The sequence below is a fragment of the Solibacillus kalamii genome (assembly GCF_002174535.1).
In the GTDB taxonomy this organism is placed as follows: Bacteria; Bacillota; Bacilli; order Bacillales_A; family Planococcaceae; genus Solibacillus; species Solibacillus silvestris.
The window spans coordinates 420644-437982 of sequence record NZ_NHNT01000001.1; the positions used below are offsets into that span (position 1 = coordinate 420644).

Sequence of the window (17339 nt, forward strand, 5' to 3'; positions counted from 1 at the left end):
GCTAAGCACATAATGCTATCACACCCGATGGCTCCTAACCATGTAATGACGAATGTGAAGTAAGTACATTTAAAAATAGCGCTTATCTAAAATGACAGGCTGCTACTTAAATCTCTTATAGCTACTCCCCTTTGACAAATGTCAATTGGATATTCAATTCAATTATATTGCTATTTTACCGATAACGTCCCGAAAAATCAAACATTCTTTTATAATTCATCAAAATTTTACATTGTCGCGCAGAAAATAGTTTTTTCAATCTATTCTTTTGCTTCCTTTTCAATCAGGCTGTAAATGATCGGTACGATAAATAATGTTAAAACTGTTGAACTAACCAGCCCTCCAATAACGACAATGGCCATTGGCTGATTCATTTCTGTACCTTCGCCAATTCCCAATGCCAATGGTACCAAACCTAAAATAGTCGTTAAAGCCGTCATCAAAATTGGTCTCATTCGATCCTGGGCACCCATAATAATGGCCTCGGTTATATTTAATCCGAGCTGTCGTTTCTGATTAATATAATCAATAAGGACAATGCCGTTATTTACAACAATCCCCACTAATATAAGGATGCCAATAATGGCTGTAACACCGAGCAAAGTATTTGTTACAAACAGAGAAATAGCGACACCGATAACCGTAAGCGGAACACTGAACATCATTACAAACGGCAGCTTAAAGGATTCAAATTGAGCGCCCATTACCAGATAAATAAGAATAACAGCCAGCAGAATGGCCAGTATCATATCTTGTTTTGCACTGTCGAAAAGCTCACGGTCACCACCAAAAACAACTTTCGATGTTGCAGGAATACCCTCTTCTTCAATCGCATTATCCACTTTCTTAGAAATGCCGCTAAGGGACTCCGATGTATTGTATTTTACAAATACGGCTACGGCCGATGCCTGATCCGATCTTCGAATAGCCGTTTGGGTTTCTTTTATTTCAACCGTTGCCAGCTGCTGCAGTTCGACAAACACCCCCGCATTTGTTCGAAGCTTCATCGTTTTAAGTGCTTCTACATCTTCGCGGTATGCTTTTCCGAATCCAGTATATACACCTAGCACTTCACCATCTTCGGCAATGATCTGTGTTGTAAATGCGCCTCGTGTCATCATATTGACGGTTTGAGCAATTTGTGCGGGCATTAACCCATATTGAAGTGCATTATCACGATTTACTTCAATTTGAATTTCCTCTTGAACATCATCCAAATCAGTCGTTACCTCGTTAACCGAATCAATCTTTGCAATACGTTGCTGGATGGAAGCGACCGTTTCTTTCAGCTGAGACTCATTGCTGTCTGTCAAGCGAAATGTTAATGAATTCGGTGTTGAACCTGAAGAAGATGAAAGCGAGAAGTTCACTTCTGCACGCTCTCCGATTTGCTGTTGCACTTGTTTTTCAAAAAGTTCAACAAACTCGAAAATGGAGCGATCTCGTTCCGATAATTCAACGAGCTTAACTGAAATCTCCCCTTCATTTTGTTCACTAGTACCCCGCGATAAAGATTGCTGATTCCCTCCAATTAAACTGACCACTACATCAACTTCTTCATACTGCTTTGCCATCTCCTCGATTTCTGAAACAATTTGTTCTGTTTTTTCAACTGTTGCACTGTTTGGAAGCTCAACGGACAAAGATACGAATCCTTCATCAGTCGGCGGCAAAAACTCTGTACCTGTTTTATATACCATAAATCCGGATATACCGACTAAGACGATGGTAATTGATAAAATAAGGGCTCGTCTCGATAAGCCCCATTTTAGTATTTTCGTATAATTTCGGTACAGCCATGAATCTTGACGCTTCTTTACTGCATTCGAAGGCTTTGTACGTAAGAAGCGGCTTGCCAGCATCGGTACAACCGTCAGTGCCACAAATAGTGAAGCAATTAAGCTAAATGAAATCGTTAACGCGAATTCCACAAAAATTTGACCGATTAACCCACTTATAAAAATGACCGGCACGAAGACTGCAATCGTCGTGACAGTAGAAGCGGTAATGGCTAAAGCCACTTCTTTCGTTCCATTGACTGCCGCTTCTTTTGGATTCTCACCAAGCTCTAAATGCCGCTCAATATTTTCTATAACAACAATGGCATTATCCACTAGCATCCCGATTCCAAGAGCAAGGGCACCAAGTGTCATAATGTTCAAAGAAAAGTCCGCAAAAAACATAAGCACAAAGGTTACGATGACCGAATACGGAATCGCAATGCCAATAATAAGCGGACTTTTTATTCCGGATAAAAAGACGAAAAGCACAAGCATCGCAAATAGCCCGCCAAAAATAAGCGAGGAGCTAATATTACCGATTGCTAAGCGCACATAATCCCCCTGGTCAAATAAAATTGTTGCTTCAACTCCATCATACTGGGGCTCATCCAATAATTGACCAAGTTCCTTCTGAAAAGTTTCGGAAACACTTGCAGTATTTGCTCCGGACTCCTGCAAAACCGAAATGAGGACAGCCTGCTGGTCATTTGCTCGAGTTATTGTGTTCGTTTCCTGTTCTTTTCGTTCTACAGTCGCTATATCCTTAACTTTTATTGCTTCACCTGTTAATGGGTTGACCGAAAGCGCAACATTCGCTATTTCTTCCGGAGTTGTAAATAAACTGACTACTCGAGTCGTTAACAGCTGATTCTCATTTGTACTTAGCTCAGCTCCCGGCATCGAAATATTGCTTGCCTGGATAATTTGCATCACATCATTTTGCGTCAAATTATTCTGCTCAAGCTTCCGGGCATCAAGCTCAATCTGCACTTCTTCTACAATTTCACCTGAAACAGTTACACTTGCCACCCCTTCAGTCCGCTGCAATTCCTGTTCAAGTGATTCAGCGATTTGACGGATATCGACTTCTTCATTTTCTGCTGCGAGCGCCAATTGGATGACCGGAAATTGCGAAGGGTCAAATTTCAAAAAGCTTGGTTTCCCCGCATCTTCTGGAAGTGGAACAAGATCAATTCGTTGTAATATATCGGTTTGCACATCATCCATACTTGTTGACCAATCAAATTCCAAAATAATCAGGTTCGAGCTTTCCAGCGATGTCGACTGCACTCGTTTAATCCCCGGCAATGTCGCCAGCGAAGCTTCAAGCGGCTTTGTCACTTTTTCGTTTACTTCAATCGGACTTGCACCCGGATAGCTTGTCACAACAACTCCAATCGGCGGATTTAAATCAGGTATTAACGTAACTGGAATTTTAAATAATGAAACTGCGCCGAGTATTAATACAAAAATCATTGAAACAATTGTAAAAACCGGGCGTTTTATAGAAAACCTACTTATATTCATCGGTGGAAAGTCCTTTCAATTTATCTTCATATTAATTAAAATTCGTGTAGAGCTATCTATTTCCCTTTAATATTTGACAGAAACTACGTCACTACAGCAAAATGTTACAAAAAATCATACAAAGTAGGCAGGAGTTAAGCACTCGATTTAGTGAATTTTCTTGTCTACTATTCAAGAAACGGGGTCCATCTATGTGTTTAATTGCATTTTCTTACAAAGTTCATCCAATATATCCGCTCATCATCGTTGCAAATCGTGACGAATTTTATGACCGTCCGACAGCCGCTGCCCATTTTTGGGAAGATGAATCTGCCATTTTAGCTGGTCGGGATTTACGTCAACAAGGAAGCTGGATGGGGCTGTCGAAAAGTGGTCGTTTTGCTGCAATTACAAATTACCGTGACCCGCGCCTTCCTGAAACCGGCCAATTGTCACGCGGCGAAATTGTACGGCTGTTTTTAACTTCAACGGAATCGGCAGACTCATTTATTCAGTCTCTTCGTTCAAAAAGAGATTTGTACGGAGGCTTTAATGTCCTGCTTTACGACGGCGAAGACATGCACCATTACAATAATATTTACGATGAACACCGCATTGTAGAAAGCGGCATTCACGGTGTAAGTAACGCTACTTTCAATACACCATGGCCAAAAGTAGAAGCCGCAAAGCGCGTATTGGAAAAAGCAACCGATAAAGACACAATTGAAGTAAACAGTTTAATACCGTTATTGGCAAATGATGAAATCGCACAAGATGAAGTATTGCCAAATACTGGTGTAGGTATCCATCTAGAAAGATCCTTATCCGCTCAATTTGTTAAAATCCCCAATTATGGTACTCGCTGCTCGACAGCCATTGTTTATCACAATAATGGGGAGATCGATTTTCTTGAACGGACATATGAGAACGGTGATTATAAATTCGACCGGTCTTACCATATTGATACGGAGGAATGAGCATATGAAGATGGGTTGGGCAGTGGAACGGGGAGGAGTTCTACTTTCTCCCGCTTTCTTTCCACATTGAGGGTGAATCGCTCCCTTTCTCCCGATAATGTTTTACTTTTCCCGTTCTAGTTTCTACATTTCCGCTCGAAAGTTCTAATTAATGCCCAGCCCAACTCAGCCATCCTCATATCCCAAACCATAGCTACAAACACAAAAACCCCGGCAATTTTCCTTCGCAGAAAATTACCGGGGCTTTTAAAATCAAATTATAACAAGCTGTATAACTGAATGTTTTCGTTCTTCTCTGAGAACCAACGCATTGCAAATTCATTTTCGAATAAGAATACTTTATTATCGAAACGGTCTTTTACAAGCATTGAACGTTGAGAGTGCATTGAATCTTTCACATCTTCTTCATTTTCAATCCAACGTGCAATCTTACTGCCAATCGGCTGCATAATTACTTCCACGTTGTATTCGTTAATCATTCGGTGCTGGAATACTTCAAACTGTAATTGACCAACCGCACCTAGGATTACTTCTTCGGTATGCATTGTTTTGAAATACTGAATTGCACCTTCTTGTACTAATTGAAGCACACCTTTTTGGAATTGCTTCCCTTTCATTACGTTTTTCGCCGAAACTTTCATGAAAATTTCAGGTGTGAATTGAGGTAGTTTTTCAAAGTTAAATGTTTTCTTACCGCCGACTACTGTATCCCCGATTTGATACGTCCCTGTATCATAAAGACCGATAATGTCACCTGCAACCGCTTCATTTACTGTTTCACGGTCATCTGCAAGGAACTGTGTCGACTGCGTTACTTTGAAAGATTTACCTGTACGTGAAAGTGTCATATTCATACCGCGTTCAAATTTACCCGATACGATACGCACGAATGCGATACGGTCACGGTGAGCCGGGTTCATATTCGCTTGTATTTTAAAAATGAAGCCAGAAAACTCGCCATGCTCTACAGGATCGATAAATTGCTCATCTTCTGTAATACGTGGCTGAGGAATCGGTGCAAATTTTAAATACGTATCAAGAAATGTCTGAACACCGAAGTTCGTTAATGCAGAACCGAAGAATACAGGTGTCAATTCACCACGTGCAATTTTATCTTCTGAATACGCATTACCAGCTTCGTTTAAAAGTTCGATATCATCGATAGCTTGTGAATAGTACGATGTTTTTTTCATATCGTTGTCAATGGCTAAATGCCCTTCTTCATCAAGTGGTAAGTAGCGGTCACCTTCTTCTACACGGAACTGTTCGATACGTTTGTTGTAACGGTCGTAAATTCCAAGGAATTCTTTCCCCATACCAATTGGCCAGTTCATTGGGTACGCGTTAATGCCAAGCACTTCTTCTAATTCTTCGATAAGCTCTAATGGCTCTTTCCCTTGACGGTCCAATTTGTTGATAAACGTAAAAATAGGAATACCGCGCATTTTACAAACTTTGAATAGCTTTAATGTTTGTGCCTCGATCCCTTTAGCTGCATCGACTACCATGACAGCCGAGTCTACAGCCATTAACGTACGGTACGTATCTTCCGAGAAGTCTTGGTGTCCAGGTGTATCCAGAATGTTTACACGGCAATCTGAATAATCGAACTGCATTACAGAAGATGTAACCGAAATCCCACGTTGTTTCTCAATTTCCATCCAGTCAGATGTTGCAAACTTTCCTGATTTTTTACCTTTTACTGTTCCTGCGTCACGAATCGCACCACCGAATAATAGTAGCTTTTCTGTAATCGTCGTTTTACCGGCATCCGGGTGACTGATGATGGCGAATGTACGACGCGCTAATATATCTTGTTCTAAAGTCATTAATTTCGTCTCCTTTTTTCATACTTTCTTATTTTAAAAGACAACAGTCAGTTGTTACAACCTTTTTTACTTTGGCGCGCTCATTTTACGTAATCTCCGGAATATTTTGAAGAGCACAAATCCTATCACGATGGCAATTGCATTTAATAATACATCATCGACATCTATACTACGACCAATAAAATATTGGGTACCTTCAATAAATAAGGGAATTGCGAATGCAACGACATGCATGATGCGCCATCCTCTAAATTTTTTCCATAACAGCGGAATAAAGAAGCCAAAAGGAATAAACAGGACAATATTGCCTGCCAAATTATAAAATGCGATATTTGCCAATGGTCCATTCAATTGATCATAATACAGCATAATTGTTTGTAATGGGGTGAAATTACTGCGCACATATGCGCTGGAAGTATCAAAAATGATCTGTCCATTTGAGATTTGGAAGCTTGGAATAATCGTTTGTGAAAAAATACTGATACTGTAAAAGAAGAATAGAAGCATCACCAACTCGCGCCTTGCACTTCTTGTTTTATTTTTCATATAAAACATTCGCAATATGCAATAAATCGGGAAGCTCACAGTGCAATAAGCAATCATACTAAGTAAAAATGAATGGATCATTTTTGTCACCTCCAAAAAAATCCACCGTTAACGCTATTACGTTAACACGGTGGATTTGAAAAAATTATAGCATAATCTATACAAATTTTAACTTTCCAGCTTCAATCGCAATTTTCGCATCACTATGCGGGTATTTCGTATCTTCAATAATTTGGTAATCCTCATGGCCTTTACCTGCGAAAATAATAATATCGCCAGGATTTGCAACGCTTACCGCATGTCTAACTGCCTCTGCACGGTCACCGATACAGGCATAATTTTTATGTTTCATGCCTTTTGCCAAATCACCCGTAATACTGTCGAACTCTTCATAGCGAGGATCATCTGTCGTCAAGATAACATAATCGGCAACAGATGCTTTTTCTGCCATCGTCGGGCGTTTCGTTTTATCGCGCCCGCCACCTGTCCCAACAAGGAAAATCAGTTTATTTTTCGGTTTTTTATAGGGCATTGCCGCATTGATCGCTTTTTCAATAGCATCCGGTGTATGTGCATAGTCGATGAACATTTGAATCGGTAAATCCGAATCTACTTTCTCCATACGACCTTTCACCGGTGGCAGCATTTCAATTTGTTCAATAATGACTTCAATCGGGAAACCGCGTGCATAGAATACGGCTGTTGCTGCAAGGACGTTGTAAATATTAAATTCACCAAGTAAATGCATTGACACGGGGAATGTACCCTCCGGCGTTTCCATATCGAATTGCGTCATTCCATTACCATAATTGCAGTTTACTGCCCGGAAAATTGCATTATTATGCAATCCGTAAGTCCAAATTGGATATGGTGTCATTCCCGCATAGCGCTCAGACCAAGGATCATCAGCATTTAAAACGACATGCTTGTTCTTTTCCAAGTCTTGTCCAAGTTGAGAAAACAGTAAACCTTTTGTATTACCATAATTTTCCATCGTACCGTGGAAATCTAAATGATCATGTGTTAAATTCGTAAATACCGCCACATCATAGTCGACACCTGCTAAACGGCCTAACGCTAACCCGTGTGATGACACTTCCATCACCATTGCACGGCAGCCTTCGCTTTTCGCACGGAAAATCATCTGTTGTGTATTCAATGAATCACTTGTCGTATTTGCTGACTCGTATAACACACCATTTAAATTAAAACCGATTGTTCCGGACAATGCCGATTTTTCGCCAAGCCCGATTAATATATTGTGGATAATTCCAGATACACTTGTTTTGCCGTTTGTACCTGTTACCCCGATCATCATAATATCCTTCGATGGATAATCAAAAAACTTTGCCGCTAAAATGCCAAGTGTACGTGTCGTATTTTTTACGATTACTTGTGCAATTTCTCCATCTAACTGTAAAAGACGTTCTGTAACGATTACAGTTGCACCTGCATCAACTGCCTTTTGAGCATAATCATGCCCGTCCACCGTAAAACCTTTTATACAAATAAATAAACTGTTTGGCTGTACACTGCGCGAGTCAATCGCAATATCGGTAATCAATTTCGGTAGTTGACCTACCACTTTTTTTTGCATCAGTGTACTTAAAAGTTCTTCTGCATACATAATTCTTTCCCCCACACTTGCAATATAATTGCGAATGATAATTTCCTTCTATGTACTAATCATCATACTGTGCATAGATCAAAATTTCCACGCTTTTCATTAACTGTAATGTTTCCGTATAAAATAAACATGTTTGCAAAATAAGGACTTTGGACATATAATACATAAGTTCATTTTCTCATTATTGAATCAATATACAGAAATGAACTAAAATTATATTAAGATAAGACTCCACTTTGTTTACTTATTTTTTATTTATACGATATATCTATCATATCAAAATTCGCCATTTATCGACATCATGAATTACTGTATCATTATAGTTAATATTACTTACCCGAGGTGTTTTATGCAGCAACATGAAATTTTAAATAAGCGAAACCTGCTTATGATTATTACTTATTTTTTCTCAACGCTTATTTTTACTACTGTCATTGTTACACAGCTGTTCAAGCAACCTTATTCATTTTTAGTTATTAATATTGGAAATTTCGTTTTACTCATTGTTTTGTATTATTTAAAAACGCCTCCAAAAGTGCTTCAAATTATTTTGATTTGTACATGGCATTTAATCGTATTCCTTTTTAATTATCAAAATGTAAATATAATTTCGTTTTATACTTTTATATGGCTTATAGCGATTTTAACCATTTACCGTTCATATATTATTTCTTTGATCAATATTTGCCTTGTATTTATTGAGATTTTTATTTTAGATAAATTATCAATGATTCCCTACCATAGCTTTAAATCAGAAGATCACCTTTTACTTTTCAGTTTTTTAATTACCGTTATCATCATGAGTATTGGTCAAAGTATTTTTATAAAACAGATTTGGTTAAAGTTAGAAAAAAATGCAATTGACCGGGAGTATTATTTGAATTCCAAGCATGCATATTTACATTTGTTTTTCGAGCAGGCTAATGATGCAATTGCTGTATTTGATTTGGAGGACCGTGTCATTGCGGTCAATCCTGCATTCGAAAAATTGTATGGTTGGTCCAAGGAGGAAGCATTAGGGCGTATTTTACCGCTCATTCCCCCGGAAAGGGTGGAAGAGTCAAAGCAAAGAATAGAAGATTTAAAGCTTGGAAAGAAATATCATCTTCATGAAACGACCGATATGAGAAAAGACGGCACTTTTTTTGATGCACAACTTTCGTTATCGCCTATTTGGAGCCCGCATGGCGAAATTATCGGATCGTCCGTAATTTCACGGGACATTTCCTATATTAAAGAAAATGAAAATCTAATATTGCAATCGGAAAAACTAAAGCTTGTTGGAGAGCTTGCTGCGGGTGTAGCCCATGAAATCCGCAATCCGATGACGGTCATTTCCGGCTATGTACAAATGATGAATGAAGATCCAAATTCACCTTACTATGAGTATACAAAGCTCATTCAAAATGAAACAGAGCGAATCGAATTAATTTTATCGGAGTTTCTTGTATTATCTAAACCTCAAGCAAACCAGTATGCTCCAATTAATTTGGCGGAAGCGTTATCGGAAGTCGTCCAGTTTCTTCAATATGAGTTCCAGTCAAAAGCGATTTCCTTGAATATTATTAATGAATTTTTGAACATTACAATTTTAGGAAACAAAAATCAACTGAAGCAAGTTTTCATCAATTTATTTAAAAATGCAATTGAAGCAATTAATGCAGACGGTTCAATTACATTGCAAGTATGCAAAAGTAAAGATGAGAAGGAAATCTATATCCAGATGATTGATACGGGATGCGGTATTCCGCCACATGTACTGGAGCGGATATTTGAACCTTTCTATACGACGAAAACAAAAGGGACCGGGCTCGGCATGATGATTATTAATAAAATTGTGCAAGATCATCAAGGATCCATCCAAATTAAAAGCAAGCAGCATGTCGGTACTGAAATCTTGTTAACATTCCCGATAATGACAGAATAATAGAAGAAGGCTTTCCTGATTTTTGCGGGAAAGCCTTCTTCTTATTTTATTTCATTATTGTTCGAACAAGCTTTACTTTTTGTTTATATGGTGGGTATAGCAAACTATTTGCCAGTTTATTAGAACGATGCATAATTGATTTCGGATGTGTGAAGTTTTCGAAACTTGCTTTCCCGTGATATGCTTTCACACCTGAAGGTCCCACTCCGCCAAACGGTAAATGCGTATTGCCGACATGTGTAATGACGTCATTTATACAGCCTCCGCCAAACGGAAGCTCCTCTAAAAAGTACGCGATGGCTTTTTCATTTTCCGAGAACAAATAAGCACTTAATGGTTTTGGCAATTGACGAATTTCATGAATCGCTTTTGGTAAATTTTCATACGTCATAATCGGTAAAATCGGTCCAAACAGCTCATCTTCCATCGAAGGTCGATCCCACGTAATATTTTCCAGCACTGTCGGTTCCATATATAAATCCTCTCGGTCAGTTCGCCCGCCAAATGTAACAGTATCCCGTTCCTTATCTAAAATCGTCTGCAGACGATCGAATTGGCGTTCATTAATAATACGCCCGTAGTCCTGACTTTGCTGTGGATCATTACCATAAAATTCTTTGATTACTTTTTTTAGGAGACGCGTAAATTTTTTCGCAACGCTTGTATGGACAAGAACGTAATCAGGCGCCACACATGTTTGCCCTGTATTGTTGAATTTCCCCCACACGATTCGCTTCGCTGCTACATCTAAATCTGCTGTTTGGTCGACAATCGCCGGACTTTTTCCGCCCAATTCCAATGCAATTGGCGTAAGACGTTCTGCTGCCGCTTTTGCAACAACCTTCCCTACCGCAACACTTCCCGTGAAGAAAATATAATCAAAAGATGCGTGGATTAAAGCCGTAACTTCATCCTTTTCTCCCTCTACAACACGTACATATTCAGGCGGGAATACTTCTCCGAGAATTTTTTTCACAATAAATGCTGTATGTTCGGCGGATTCCGATGGTTTTACGATCGCCGTATTTCCTCCGATAATCGCTCCGATCAGTGGCTCCATAATTAATTGGAAAGGATAATTGAACGGCCCAATGATTAGTGCCACTCCATAGGGTTCACGCACAACATAGCTTTTTGCAGGCTGGAAATGAAGCGGTGTTTTGACAGGCTGCGGTTCCATCCAGCTATTTATATTTTTTAAAAAGTAGGAAATACTATCATAAACAATACCGATTTCAGTTGTGAATGCTTCAAACTCACTTTTTCTTAAATCCAATGCCAAAGCTTCTATTACTTGTTCTTCATATTTTTTTATTGTGTCCTTTAATTTTAAGAGCTGTTCTTTACGAAATTCTACATCTTTTGTTGCGCCAGTAAAATAAAAAGCGCGCTGATTCTCAATCATTAGTTCAACATCATTTGCCGTAAAATTCATTTTTTTCATCCTTCCCAAAATTAATATCCGTGACATATACAGAGCTTCAGCTTCATTCATCAACGACTAAAGAAAATGACCATTTTTTCTGAATGAAGATAAATGTATGCATAAATTATAGCTGTTCACACATATTAACTATAGTAATAACTACTACAAAGTTAATAAATTTTCCTGCTAATAAAAGGAGGCTTGATGATAAATTTGTCTTAATTTTTTAAAGAAAGGTTTATAAATAAAGGCATATGGGAATTTCATAATTAAATAAATAATCGAACATAATAAGTAATGTAAAACAATCGTACAAGGAGGCTATATAAAATGATTATTACTGAAACTTGGTGGGGCGAGATTTTTTCGGGGCCATTATCTATTGGATTAAATGAACAGAAAGTTAAACAACTTGAGGATGAATCATTTTTATACTTTGACGAATTTGTTGCTACAATTCCTAATGAAGAACAAAATACTTAATTTTTAAAAGGACTGTCACAATTGGCAGTCCTTTTTAGTATTTTTTTGTGGCATAATGACTATATAATAGTGATTATTACGCTAGGTTCATAGGAGGTTATCCTTATTTTAAATAAATTACTGAAATTTATGTTAATCGCCTTACTTATTTTTGTTTGCGTTGTTTCAGTACAATATATTATAAAAATGCAGAATTCCGAAGAGGAAGAAACAATCATTGAAGCTAAGGCATCAATGACCCAGGAGCAATTGAAAACTAACACTATGCTTATGATGACAGAAATTGTGCTGAAGCAGTTCGTCGAAAATATAATGCTGAATATCGAAATCGTACCGGTTGAAGACAAGCAAAATGTCATCGTCTCATTGCGGGCATCAGAATTTCTTAAAGAAAGTACACTCTTGAAAGATAGCTACAACTTATTAAAAGAAATTCAGCATGTGGAAGAAATAAATGATATTACATTAAAGTGGTTTATGCCTGTAAAGAACAATAATACTGAAATTCTCACTGTTACTTTTGATGACGAGGCGTTGGCTACTATCAACGAAATTTCGTATAAAGACATTCCTCAAGCATCCACTCAATATATAAAGCATAAGCATTTAGATTAAAGTCCATTTTCTAAATAAAAAGCGGTTCAAACTTTACGTGTCGTAAAATTTGAACCGCTTTAATTTATGTCTCAAGATTTATCTGAAACTTGCTTATGCAAATAAGATTTTTCCGTTTATTTATCAGCATCAGCTATTTTATTGATTCATTCATTTGCTGTAATGCCGCTTCCACATTTGTTACCGCTGTAATTAGCTCTTGTTCTTGTTTTGTCGTGAAGAGATTATAGTTTACGTAATCTTCTTTTCCCACTTCGTAGTACGCCACAATATCGTTTAATTTTGTAATGGCTTTTAATGCAGCATCGGCGCTTTCAGTAGAAACACGTGGAACAAACACTTCCATTAAATCTTCTGCTACATCCGTTTGTGCTTTCACTGCATATACTTCATTTCCAGCAATGCCCGGCGATGTTAATCGGTTATTTGCCATATCCTGAAACATTGTTACTGCTGAAGCAAGTACATTAATTTCAGAAACATCAATTGTCGCAAAATCGGTTTGAAGTGACTTCACATCGGCAACAAGTTCCTCAGCAATTTCTTCGTAACCTGCTGTCTTCTTCTCATCAAATAATCCATGTGCTATACGCTGAAAACCTGTCGTGTCCGTTTCTTTACCTTCAACAATGTCACCGTTTATTTTTTTGTCAAGCTCCTGGAAACTCGGGGCAAGCGGCTGTAATCGTTCGTAATACATCGTTACTAACGGATACAGTTTCTGTGCGTCTTCCAGCTTTCCTTCGTTAATAGCAGTCGCTAAAAGCTCGGTATCTGTTACAAAGCTGTCCATTTCCCCTGCTAAAAGTGATTTGAACTGCTCTGCTTCTGCACTCACATCGATTACTGCTTCCTGCTGTTCCACAGGTTCTGCTTTTTGTTCTTCTTCTTTTTGTCCACATGCTGCCAATACGGAAACAGCAAGTAATGCCGTCATTATTTTTTTACTGTTTTTCATCTTACTTCACCTCTTATTTTTCTAGTTCGACTACTTTTGCATGAACGACGAAACGTTCCTTATCGTTTTGTGATGTCGTACATGTTGACAATGTAACTATTTTATCAGCAGCCGTTATATGAACCGGCAATTTTATATTGGAACGTTGCTGTATTTCCTCTAAAAACTGTGTATATGTGTTGTCTGTAAATTGCGTTTCAATATAATAAAAGTCGGTTGTCGTTTCATATGCGGCAAACACTTGCAATGCAAAGCGCTTGTCATTCGTTTCATAATAAAATACGGGATGGGCTTCTGCGTATGCCTGCTCGCTAAACTTAGGCAAATCTCCGAACATCGTACCATTGCGTAAAACATGTCCGTAAAAAATCGTATGACAATCTTCCATTACCTCATTGCGAAAATCGGCAAATATGCTTCCGCCACGACTTTTCTCGTCTAAATAATTATGTGTTAAGTAAAATTCATTATTATCCCTTTGCAAAACAGGGTTATTAAGACGGGTATTTTCCAATGTGAGCCAGCCGACGATATGAGCGTTTTGCTGTTGAAGTACGGCAAGCTCACTTTGTTCGACAATTTGCCGCGCATCTTCCAGCTTGTTTTCCACTTCCTGATAGCTGAAAAAATACCGGATAATAATCGCCGCGCAAATAATCATAACAATGCCGCTTACAATTTGAATAATTTTACGCATTTTAAATACTTAACGGCATCATATATAACCCGAGCTGCTCATCTTCATGAAACACGGAATTGACCCCGTATACTTCCTTAATTACTTCTTTTGTAATAACATCGCGCGGTGCACCTTCAGCAATGATCTTACCGGCTTTCATCAAAATAATGTGGTCACTATAGCGGATTGCCTGATTAATGTCGTGGAGTACCATGACAATCGTCAAGCCATACTGTTCATTCAGTTGCTTAACGAGCTCCAGCAGTTCAAGCTGATAGTATATATCCAAATACGTTGTCGGCTCGTCCAGGCACAATATTTCCGATTTTTGTGCAAGTGCCATTGCAATCCATACACGCTGCCGTTCTCCGCCGGAAAGTGCCGACAAATCATTATGCCGTTTTTCATGCAGATTCGTACATGTAAGTGCCCATGTAACGGACTCCTCATCTTCTTCAGCTCGCTTCTTGAATAATGAAGTATGCGGCATCCGACCGTACATAACAAGCTTCTCCACCGTCAAATCTGAAGGAATATCGTTTTGCTGATAGACAATCGCCAATTTCTTTGCAAACTCTTTCGGCTTATATTCCACTAAATCCCGATTTTCGAGCGTTGCCTGACCTTCAAGCGGTTTTTTGTTCCGTGACATAACACTTAGCAATGTGGATTTCCCGCAGCCATTCGGCCCTATGATTGTCGTCACTTTTCCTTTTGGAATGGCGGTCGATACTGCATTTAAATGGCGGGTCGCCCCATCATGGGAAACGACTACTTGTTTAATTTCCATATTGGTTGTCACTCTTTTCTAAGTAGGAATATGAGGAAAGGTCCTCCGATAATGGCCATAATCGTTGATGCCGGTACTTCCATCGGGCTGAACATTGTACGCCCAAGGGTATCTGCCAATAAAATAATAAATGCACCGAGCAGTGCCGTAAATGGAATCAACACTTTATGATCATAACCAACAAGTCGACGCGCAATATGCGGCACTAAAATTCCGACAAATGAAATAACCCCTGCCACCACGACAGATGCTGCAGCTAGCAGCACGGCCACCGCTGCAATAAGGATGCGTGCACCTGTAACATTAAAACCGACACTTTTGGCAGTTTTATCGGATAACACGAGCACATTGCAGGAAGCGTATAAAATAAAAGCAAGAAGTAAACCGATTGAGCCATATGTAACGATTAACGATACATCATCCCATGTTTTTAAGGACAGGTTTGATGTAATTGCGCCTGTTGCCGATGCGCCAAAACTGATCATCGCTTCCGTTAGTCCCGAGAACATCGCATTGATTGCAATCCCGACTAAAATTAACTTTAATGGATTCAGCCCTGACTTCCAGGAAAGCAGGAAAACGAAGAAACATGCAAGTGCACCCCCGATAAATGCTGCAATTGGGGTGAAGAAAAATAATGTCGGTACAAAGCTTACGATAAATAATTTTGTAAATGCAGCTCCCGCGGATATTCCGATAAATCCGGCATCTGCCAATGGATTTCGCATAATTGCCTGCAATAGTACACCGGCAACCGATAAAGCAGCTCCGGCAAATATCGCAACGATGATTCTCGGAAAACGCAAATCTTTAATCGCAGCCATATCTGCATTATCGGCATTGAAGAAATTCGTTATAAAGTCGATAAATGACATCTGTATACTGCCTGTTGTCGCTGCATAAATAATTGTCATAACAAGCAATACAGTGACAGTGATAAAGCTTATAATTTTTTTTGTCACAGAAAACATCCTTTATATGATGAAAAGCAAAACCTCCCTCAAGACTTTGCTTTTCCAACATTATTATTGATATAGTGAAACTTCAATCAGTGGAGCAGATAATTTACTACCCGTTAATTAGGGATAAAATATTTCTACTAACTGATTGAGTGCTTCCGGTACATTCAATGCTGCTGTCGTACCAAACAGTTCTTCCTCTAAATCATATACTTGTCCATTTTTCACGGCATTAAAATGTTTCCAAACATCATTTTTTGCAAATTCCTCGTCAAACATTTCAATTACCTCATCCGGCATACCGTGCGATAAACGTAAAATGATATCAGGGTTCGATGAATATAAATGCTCTGTATTGGATGGCAAATATTCAGCATCCTGACCAGCCATGACATTCTCCCCGCCTGCAAGACGTACTAAATCACCCGCATAGGAATTTTCGGTCGCCACTAAATAACTGCCTGGTACACCTAGTAAAATGAGTACCCTCGGCTTCTCTTCACTATTTGCTGCAACCTCTACCGCATCAATTTCAGCCTGTAGCTCATCATTTAAAGCCTTTGCCTCGTCCACACGGCTGTAACGTTCACCAAGTGCTGTAATTTCACCCATCATCGTTTCAATACTTGTTAAATCAACAAAATCGACCGGAATTTTCAATTGTTCAAATTTATCCTTTAAATCGTATTCCAGTGTTGAAACAGACAATACTTCAGTTGGATTGAGCGATTTGATAATTTCCGCATCCGGATCCATTGCATTCCCGATATTCGGCAGATCATCAAAACGAGCAGGCAAATCCTTTACCGTATCCGGAATTGCGACCGCATCAAGATTAAGTTTATCCAATATTTGTGCAATGACAACCGTTCCCGCAATAATGCGATGCTCCTCTTCAACTGCCGAAGCCTGTTCTGATGGAGTATTGTCATCGCTGGTATTTGATGACTCTGCTTTCTGTTCCTGTTCACTATTTCCGCATCCCGCAAGTACTGCGATACTCAGCGTGAGACCGATTAACCACTTCTTCATTTCCTTTTCCTCCTAGCTGTTTAAACTGAAGTAAAATTTCATCACATCCAGGATGGAAGTTTAGTTCAATTTAAGCGTAGCATCTCCACTTTCCTTACTTAAAAATAGGATTGGGGCTGTATTAAAAGCCGCAGCTTTTAACACAACCCTACCTAAACTCATATTAGCTTACGGCTTTTTGTAATAAGCCATTTACGTTTCATT

The 17339-nt window shown here is 38.8% G+C and carries 14 protein-coding genes; 4 read left to right on the forward strand and 10 right to left on the reverse strand.

Annotated elements, in window-relative coordinates:
• Positions 1-260 precede the first annotated feature (260 nt).
• Positions 261-3308, reverse strand: a complete 3048-nt coding sequence (locus CBM15_RS02070; RefSeq protein ID WP_087615542.1) for an efflux RND transporter permease subunit — start codon at positions 3306-3308, stop codon at positions 261-263.
• 191 nt (positions 3309-3499) lie between these two features.
• Here CBM15_RS02070 and CBM15_RS02075 point away from each other — a divergent pair, with 191 nt between their 5' ends.
• A complete protein-coding gene (locus CBM15_RS02075) occupies positions 3500-4264 on the forward strand; it encodes an NRDE family protein (protein WP_087615543.1) in 765 nt (254 codons plus the stop codon).
• A gap of 257 nt (positions 4265-4521) precedes the next feature.
• Here CBM15_RS02075 and CBM15_RS02080 read toward each other — a convergent pair whose 3' ends face one another.
• The 3 genes from CBM15_RS02080 to CBM15_RS02090 all read right to left on the reverse strand — a co-directional run bounded on the left by CBM15_RS02080 (position 4522) and on the right by CBM15_RS02090 (position 8266).
• Positions 4522-6093 carry a peptide chain release factor 3 gene (locus tag CBM15_RS02080; RefSeq protein WP_014824591.1) on the reverse strand — a complete coding sequence of 524 codons (1572 nt, stop codon included), beginning with the start codon at positions 6091-6093 and terminating at the stop codon, positions 4522-4524.
• 66 nt (positions 6094-6159) lie between these two features.
• The gene (locus CBM15_RS02085) at positions 6160-6720 is read right to left on the reverse strand and encodes a VanZ family protein (RefSeq protein WP_239534740.1); all 561 of its coding nucleotides are present in this window, start codon (positions 6718-6720) and stop codon (positions 6160-6162) included.
• A 76-nt stretch (positions 6721-6796) separates the two neighbouring features.
• Positions 6797-8266: a UDP-N-acetylmuramoyl-L-alanyl-D-glutamate--2,6-diaminopimelate ligase gene (locus CBM15_RS02090; protein WP_087615544.1), complete on the reverse strand. Its 1470-nt coding sequence runs from the start codon at positions 8264-8266 to the stop codon at positions 6797-6799.
• A gap of 349 nt (positions 8267-8615) precedes the next feature.
• Here CBM15_RS02090 and CBM15_RS02095 point away from each other — a divergent pair, with 349 nt between their 5' ends.
• On the forward strand, positions 8616-10193 hold the full coding sequence (locus CBM15_RS02095) for a two-component system sensor histidine kinase NtrB (protein WP_087615545.1): 1578 nt from the start codon (positions 8616-8618) through the stop codon (positions 10191-10193).
• Between the two features lie 46 nt (positions 10194-10239).
• Here CBM15_RS02095 and CBM15_RS02100 read toward each other — a convergent pair whose 3' ends face one another.
• A complete protein-coding gene (locus tag CBM15_RS02100; RefSeq protein WP_087615546.1) occupies positions 10240-11628 on the reverse strand; it encodes an aldehyde dehydrogenase in 1389 nt (462 codons plus the stop codon).
• A 321-nt stretch (positions 11629-11949) separates the two neighbouring features.
• On the opposite strand from CBM15_RS02100, the gene CBM15_RS19315 reads away from it, so the two are divergent.
• A complete protein-coding gene (locus tag CBM15_RS19315) occupies positions 11950-12102 on the forward strand; it encodes a hypothetical protein (RefSeq protein ID WP_008403534.1) in 153 nt (50 codons plus the stop codon).
• A 249-nt stretch (positions 12103-12351) separates the two neighbouring features.
• Positions 12352-12717: a hypothetical protein gene (locus CBM15_RS02105; protein WP_140405546.1), complete on the forward strand. Its 366-nt coding sequence runs from the start codon at positions 12352-12354 to the stop codon at positions 12715-12717.
• A 133-nt stretch (positions 12718-12850) separates the two neighbouring features.
• Here CBM15_RS02105 and CBM15_RS02110 read toward each other — a convergent pair whose 3' ends face one another.
• The 5 genes from CBM15_RS02110 to isdE form a co-directional block, all read right to left on the reverse strand.
• Positions 12851-13675 carry an EfeM/EfeO family lipoprotein gene (locus CBM15_RS02110; RefSeq protein WP_087615548.1) on the reverse strand — a complete coding sequence of 275 codons (825 nt, stop codon included), beginning with the start codon at positions 13673-13675 and terminating at the stop codon, positions 12851-12853.
• Between the two features lie 13 nt (positions 13676-13688).
• Positions 13689-14372, reverse strand: a complete 684-nt coding sequence (srtB, locus tag CBM15_RS02115; RefSeq protein WP_087615549.1) for a class B sortase — start codon at positions 14370-14372, stop codon at positions 13689-13691.
• A 1-nt stretch (position 14373) separates the two neighbouring features.
• The gene (locus tag CBM15_RS02120) at positions 14374-15144 is read right to left on the reverse strand and encodes an ABC transporter ATP-binding protein (protein WP_087615550.1); all 771 of its coding nucleotides are present in this window, start codon (positions 15142-15144) and stop codon (positions 14374-14376) included.
• 8 nt (positions 15145-15152) lie between these two features.
• A complete protein-coding gene (locus CBM15_RS02125; protein WP_087615777.1) occupies positions 15153-16106 on the reverse strand; it encodes a FecCD family ABC transporter permease in 954 nt (317 codons plus the stop codon).
• Positions 16107-16223: 117 nt separating this feature from the next.
• Positions 16224-17135, reverse strand: coding sequence for a heme ABC transporter substrate-binding protein IsdE (isdE, locus tag CBM15_RS02130; RefSeq protein WP_087615551.1), 912 nt, complete (start codon positions 17133-17135; stop codon positions 16224-16226).
• Positions 17136-17339: the final 204 nt, after the last annotated feature.

Bases quoted from the DNA above. Each gene is read 5' to 3' on its own strand.
- CBM15_RS02070 (WP_087615542.1), bottom strand. From the start codon at position 3,308: ATGAATATAAGTAGGTTTTCTATAAAACGCCCGGTTTTTACAATTGTT.
- CBM15_RS02075 (WP_087615543.1), top strand. From the start codon at position 3,500: ATGTGTTTAATTGCATTTTCTTACAAAGTTCATCCAATATATCCGCTC.
- CBM15_RS02080 (WP_014824591.1), bottom strand. From the start codon at position 6,093: ATGACTTTAGAACAAGATATATTAGCGCGTCGTACATTCGCCATCATC.
- CBM15_RS02085 (WP_239534740.1), bottom strand. From the start codon at position 6,720: ATGATCCATTCATTTTTACTTAGTATGATTGCTTATTGCACTGTGAGC.
- CBM15_RS02090 (WP_087615544.1), bottom strand. From the start codon at position 8,266: ATGTATGCAGAAGAACTTTTAAGTACACTGATGCAAAAAAAAGTGGTA.
- CBM15_RS02095 (WP_087615545.1), top strand. From the start codon at position 8,616: ATGCAGCAACATGAAATTTTAAATAAGCGAAACCTGCTTATGATTATT.
- CBM15_RS02100 (WP_087615546.1), bottom strand. From the start codon at position 11,628: ATGAATTTTACGGCAAATGATGTTGAACTAATGATTGAGAATCAGCGC.
- CBM15_RS19315 (WP_008403534.1), top strand. From the start codon at position 11,950: ATGATTATTACTGAAACTTGGTGGGGCGAGATTTTTTCGGGGCCATTA.
- CBM15_RS02110 (WP_087615548.1), bottom strand. From the start codon at position 13,675: ATGAAAAACAGTAAAAAAATAATGACGGCATTACTTGCTGTTTCCGTA.
- srtB (WP_087615549.1), bottom strand. From the start codon at position 14,372: ATGCGTAAAATTATTCAAATTGTAAGCGGCATTGTTATGATTATTTGC.
- CBM15_RS02120 (WP_087615550.1), bottom strand. From the start codon at position 15,144: ATGGAAATTAAACAAGTAGTCGTTTCCCATGATGGGGCGACCCGCCAT.
- isdE (WP_087615551.1), bottom strand. From the start codon at position 17,135: ATGAAGAAGTGGTTAATCGGTCTCACGCTGAGTATCGCAGTACTTGCG.